Source organism: Achromobacter pulmonis, assembly GCF_002885955.2.
Taxonomy (GTDB): Bacteria; Pseudomonadota; Gammaproteobacteria; order Burkholderiales; family Burkholderiaceae_B; genus Achromobacter; species Achromobacter pulmonis_A.
In genome coordinates this window covers 1-5,542 of sequence record NZ_POQS01000005.1, presented here as the reverse complement: position 1 = coordinate 5,542, position 5,542 = coordinate 1, and the positions used below count along the sequence as shown (strand labels likewise).

The 5,542-nt window shown below is 58.5% G+C and carries 3 protein-coding genes and 3 pseudogenes; all 6 read right to left on the bottom strand.

The genetic code is table 11. The features are described 5' to 3' along the window. Nucleotides 1–477: reverse transcriptase N-terminal domain-containing protein (locus C1I89_RS18800; protein ID WP_181391001.1), on the bottom strand; the 477-nt coding region annotated here is incomplete at its 3' end. Nucleotides 478–1,094: 617 nt separating this feature from the next. Beyond that, nucleotides 1,095–1,976 (bottom strand): annotated as a pseudogene (locus tag C1I89_RS18795) (DEAD/DEAH box helicase); the annotation flags it as partial. A gap of 113 nt (nucleotides 1,977–2,089) precedes the next feature. Further along, entirely contained in the window at nucleotides 2,090–3,910 is a 1,821-nt protein-coding gene (locus C1I89_RS18790) for a reverse transcriptase domain-containing protein (protein WP_012248428.1), read from the bottom strand. Nucleotides 3,911–4,513: 603 nt separating this feature from the next. Further along, a pseudogene (locus tag C1I89_RS18785) lies at nucleotides 4,514–4,831 on the bottom strand (DEAD/DEAH box helicase); the annotation flags it as partial. 135 nt (nucleotides 4,832–4,966) lie between these two features. Then, nucleotides 4,967–5,272, bottom strand: coding sequence for a hypothetical protein (locus C1I89_RS18780; RefSeq protein WP_033448819.1), 306 nt, complete (start codon nucleotides 5,270–5,272; stop codon nucleotides 4,967–4,969). A gap of 88 nt (nucleotides 5,273–5,360) precedes the next feature. Beyond that, nucleotides 5,361–5,542: pseudogene (locus C1I89_RS18775) on the bottom strand (methyltransferase); the annotation flags it as partial.

Genomic DNA, 5,542 nt, shown 5'->3' with positions numbered 1-5,542 from the left:
ACGGAACCCATAGGAGTTCAGGTCGCCCGTCGTTTCCGAGACCGGTTCGAGCGCAAGCAAGTGCAGCGCCTGCATTGCCCGATCCTTCATCGTCGGAATCCCGAGTGGCCGCAATTTGCCATTCGACTTTGGGATGTAGATTCGCTTCAACGGCATTGGCTTGTAACCGTGCCGCCGCAGCGATTGGACCGCTTGAGACTTGGCCTCCGGTGTGGACCACGTGATGCCATCCACGCCCGGAGTTCTTTTGCCTTGGTTCTCGGTGACTCGTCTGACGGCCAAAGCTTTGCCGCTGAACGAGTGGGTCAGAATCCACTGCAAGGCTTTCACCCTGCCGTGTTTCCCTTCCCGCGTTGCCTTTACGATACGCGCTTGGAGCCTTCGCACTTCACGGTGACACTTGGCCCAGTCGATGCTGTGCCATGTGACCGATTCGCGTGAGGGCGCACCCGCGCAAGCAATTTCTTGCGTAGTCATCTGCAATTCCCTCTTGAAGAAGGTTGGACAAGTTTTCTCGTAGAGAAAGACCAAGTGGAAGTCTGCTCGCTTTCGCGCGGGATGATGTCGCCTTGCGGCTCAATCCCTATCCGCCCCATTACAGAGCGGCATTCGCTTTCTCCACATTCCTCTACCCGCACCTCCAACAGCATTCCTTGCGGTCTGCCTGCCCCGAGGGGCAGAGATACGGGCTTACCGTGTTTCACTTGATTCACAAGGTCGGATTAGGTTGTGCCTTTTCGCCGGTAGCTATGAATGTCCGTGCATCCCCACTATTCAAAGGGATGTCCAGCTACAGCCCCATTTTGGGAAAGAGCCTGTCAGCATCTTTGGCTCTATCAGACGTGACGACGTTTATCAGCACTTCACTTGCGTTAACCATACCAACCAGCCTAGCGACCCAACCGCATTGATGCTCGCAGATGCAGTGTCAGCCTCACGGCCTCCACTTGGCTTGCGCCGGTCTACATTGTCTCGGTGGCTTCACACGCAGTCGTTACCAACCACGCATGCACCGATAGGCTACTGATGACGGAACATCAGGCTTCCTGCCGCCGAAGCGGTGAAACAATGAATCAAGCGACTTCACGTCGCACGAACAGGTCGTCCCCATAGCCGCCCATCAGCGTGCCAGTCAGCAGCAAGGTCTTGCGAGCCTTCGCCGCCAGCACGCCCATGGCCTGACCTTGGGCACTGCCACCGTTCTTGTACTCATGCGCTTCATCAGCGATGAGCAGATCGAACGTGCCTTGCGGCAAGTACCGCTTGATGAACTCGGACGGCTGATAGCCGCCCTCGCCAAAGCCGAACTCCATGTTGGCCATCGCACGTTCCATGCGCGTGGCCTGACGGTCAGAAAACACCAGCTCGCCGTTGCCGTCCATCAAGTTGATGAACTCGTGGATGTTGTCGCCCAGCATCGAGGCAAGAAAGCCGTCGCCGAACTTCTGCATCAGCTTCTGCGCCGTAACCTGACCGATGGTCGGAATGCGCGTCAGGGCTTTGAGAACAGCCGAGGACTGGTCGCTGGCGGACAGACCTCTCGGGCGGATCAGGGTCCACAGCGGCGCAGCGCAATGGCTGCACTTCCTGCGGTATTCCTCGGCTTCGAGTTCGATCGGGTTGACCGGCTCGCCGTCGAGGTCGGTGATGACCGTGCCGCAGTCCGGGCACGCGCCCACGTTGCCGTGGCGCGTATGCCGCAGGGTGAAGACCGGCTTCCAGTGAAAGCCCATCCGCATCCGCACGCGCCCCAGGACGAAGAACTCCTGGCCGGTCGGCTGCCCACCCAACTGCTCGCGCAGCTTGATGAGCTTGACCAGTGTGTCCGGGCCGTTGAGCACCCAGACCTTCGCGCCGGCCACCGTCTCCTGGATCTCGCGCCGCCATTTGTAGACCAAGTGGGGCGGTGAAAGAACCAGCGTGCGGCGGTAGCCTTCGGCGTTGAGGACGGCGGCCGTGGCAATGCCGACGGTCGTGTAGGGTAGGCTGCGGGCGTCCCGTAAAGGATCACCCGTCAGCCCCCCTCCGAACCGGACTTACACCTTTCAGCGTATCCGGCTCTCCACTTACTTGACTAGGAACAGTCCTTTCAAAGAACGCCTGCGTGTAGCTTCTGATGGCAAGGAACGCACAGCACCAAAGTCTTGCGACGGCGCCATGACATCACCTGTGGCCAGAGGTACTTCCCTTTGTCCACGTCCTTCAGCTTCCGAATGTGATGCACTTGGAAACTGCCTTCGGTGGTCCCGCAGTACTCGCACTTCCTCGCTTCGAGCCGCTGGATCAACTCCGAGCGGCTATGCGTGAAAACCCAAGTCTTGGGGGGTAGGTCAATACTCTGGAACGTGATGGGTTCTTTCCTTATGTCTTTCAGGCTGTAGATGGGAAAAGTGTGGGAGTCCGAGTTACCCCGAACAGCCAGTACGTATCCACCCTGGCGCTTCATGCTCCGCGCTACCTTCGTGACGGTCGAACGACGTTTTGCCGCCAATGTCTTCCACAAACTCGTCAACCAGAGGTGATGGAGCTTGTTCAGGACACGACTGACGCTGTTCGCCAAACCGTAGTAGTTGGCAAGGCCTCGCATTTCAGCGTTGTAGGTTTGAACGATTTCCGCTTCGCTCAGTGAGATCAGTTCGCTCCTGTGCGTGGGGGTGTGAGCGTCATAGACGCCGTAGCCCTTTCGCTGGCAGAAACTACGCAGCTTTTCAGCCGGTACGTGCAATTGCATCCGCTCGGATACGCTGCGTGCTGTGATGCTCCGTCCTGAACGGACGGTGCGCACGTTGCGATCACCGGAGTACGTGCGAACGTCGTACCCCAGAAAGCGAACTCCGTCCGATGCGTGAACCACACCGGACTTTTCCTCAGCGATCTCCAAGTGCAGTTTGTCGCTGATGAAACCTGCGACTCGCTGCATGACGGTTACCGCCTCGTCCCGACTGCCGATGATGCCGATCAGAAAATCATCGGCATACCGGACATACACCAGACGCCGGTAATTGGCGTCCATCGGGTCGGAGCTGCTCAGTGCCTTGCGGCGTAGATAAAGTTCGGCCAATTCACGCTTCGCTTCCTCGACCTTTGGCGAGTCGCCATCGGCTTTGTAGGCATCAATGCGTTTCATCAACCGTTCAATTGCACCACTGATCCGCTTGTACTCGCGGTTCGACGCCCGGCGGTTTCCTCGGTTGAATTCGGCCTTCAACCCTGCAACGTACTCGTCGAGTTCGTGCAAGTAGATGTTGGCCAAGACCGGGGAGACAACTCCGCCTTGCGGTGTCCCGCTGAAGGTGTCATGGAACTTCCAGTCCTCCATGTAGCCCGCCTTCAGCATCGAATGAATCAGCCCAAGAAAGCGCTTATCGTCAATGCGTTTGGCAAGCACATCCACCAGAACTTCATGGTCGATGTTGTCGAAGTAACCTTTGATATCCATGTTCACGATCCACTTCATGCCCGTCCATTTCTGCCGGACTTGCATGAGAGCGGTGTGGCACGAACGCCCGTTGCGAAAACCGTGCGAGTCGTCGGAAAAGACCGGCTCGTAGATCTTCACGAGAAGCATCCGTACAACCTCCTGTACCAGCTTGTCATCCCCAGTGGGGATGCCGAGCGGACGGGTTTTCCCATTGCTCTTTGGAATGAGGACTCGCCTCACGGGCTTGAAGCGATAATTACCGCTTTTGACGGCGGCCATCAGGCCGGCCAGCCGCTCGTAGGACATACCATCCAGTGACGAGCCATCTACGCCGGCCGTTGTTGCACCGGAATTCGCATAGATGTTGACATACGCCTGCTTCCACAGGATTGGGTTTTCCATGAGACGACTAAGGCCGTTGATGCGCTTGCCCTGTTGAGACAAGATTCCCAGCGCATCCAACCTTCGATTAGTAGTGTCGGTTAGCATCAGCACAACCTCCTTTTCGATGAGTTGGTTACAGATAAGCTGTCTTCCTTCCCCCCGGACAGTGGGCCTTTCACGCGCATTGCTGCTCGCTTATAGCCATGTCGGTGCCGCTTACTGCTGCGGCCAGCAACCTCCATTACAGAGGCCACATCGGGTAATACGAAGACTCCGTCGCCATGCAGGTCTTACGACCTGTTTAGGCGATCCCGCATTTACGCTTAGACAAAGATGCGACGTGGTTAGGTCGTCCGTTCGTTCCGTAATCCCCTGATCGGGGTTGCGCTCGCGATACTGGTTTGTGGGAGAGGCAAAACATTTCCCACAACTCGCGAGTCTGGCGTTTCAGCTACTTTCGCCAGCGTCGGGACTGGTAGACCGCTTGGAACTAGACTTCAGGCAATTCAGCTTTGACCATACACGTCTTACTCTGGCCCGCCCCCGCTAATAGCTGTTGGGTAAAAGGCCTTTTCCGAACATGCTGCACTCCCCCCTTCCTTTCGGAATTCAAGCCCTTGCAGGCAGGGATAAGTCCGGTGAGTACAGGGCATTCCAGTAGCCCTGGTAGCTTGCGCTACGCTTCTTCTAAGCGCCGATACGGCGCACCTTGCCGCAGCCCATCTCGCCATTGACGATCGCGGCGCGTTCGCCCCGGTCGATCAGCAGCTCGGCGGCGGCGTGGACGACTTCGGCCTGGGACGGGAACAGCTTGCGCTTGAGGCTGGCGACGACGAGTTGTCGGTGTGCCTGCGGCTGGCCGTTATAGACCGGCGGGTTGGCGCTGTTGAGGGCGTCGAGCAGTTCGTCGCCGAACTCGCCGACGAAATCCTGAAGGCTCAGGGTCAGAAGGGAAGATTCCGCATCGAGCAGTTCGCCCTGGACGGGCGCGGCTTCGGCGGCAGTGGTTTCGAGATCGAGGGACATGGTGATGCTCCAATGAAAAATGGGGCATGCACCACCCCCAGCGGGGCAATGGCATGCCCCGTAGTGGGAAGGAAATCGGCGCTTGGCCGAGGTGGTCGAAGTTGCCGGCCGTGGCGGCCTGCTGGTGAATCGTGCTCAGTCTTCGGACGGCAGCACGATGACGGTGGCGCTGCGCTGCGCATCGGTGACGATGCGGATGGCCAGCCCCGGATGGATCACGTAGCGGGATTCCAGCGATGCACCTGATTGCAGTGCAGTGCTGTTGGCCTGCCATTGCTGGATGTTGACGTCGCCCCAGTCGCCACGGGTGTGGCGCCTGAAGTACGGGATCGGGTCGAGGCGACCCGTGCGGACCAGGCGGTCGATGCCTCTGCTGAAGATGAGCGCACCGATGGGGAACGCCAGCCTGTGGCAGTAGGTTTCAATGCGATGTGATGCCATGGGCTCCTCCTTGATGAATCATTGAGCCACGACACCCCTGGCGGAGTGAAGTGGCTCCGGCAGGTGGATGAAGACGACGATGGTGCTGTCAGATCATGTCCCGTTCTTCGGGAAGCTGGATCACCGTGGTCCGGTGGTCCTCGCTGGTTTTCACGATCAACACCAGTTCGGGCGTGATCCTGAAGTGGGAGATCATCGGATCGTCCCCGCGGATTGCGACATCATTGGCTTGGCGGGTGGCCTCGTCGGTCTCGCCCCAGTCACCGCGCA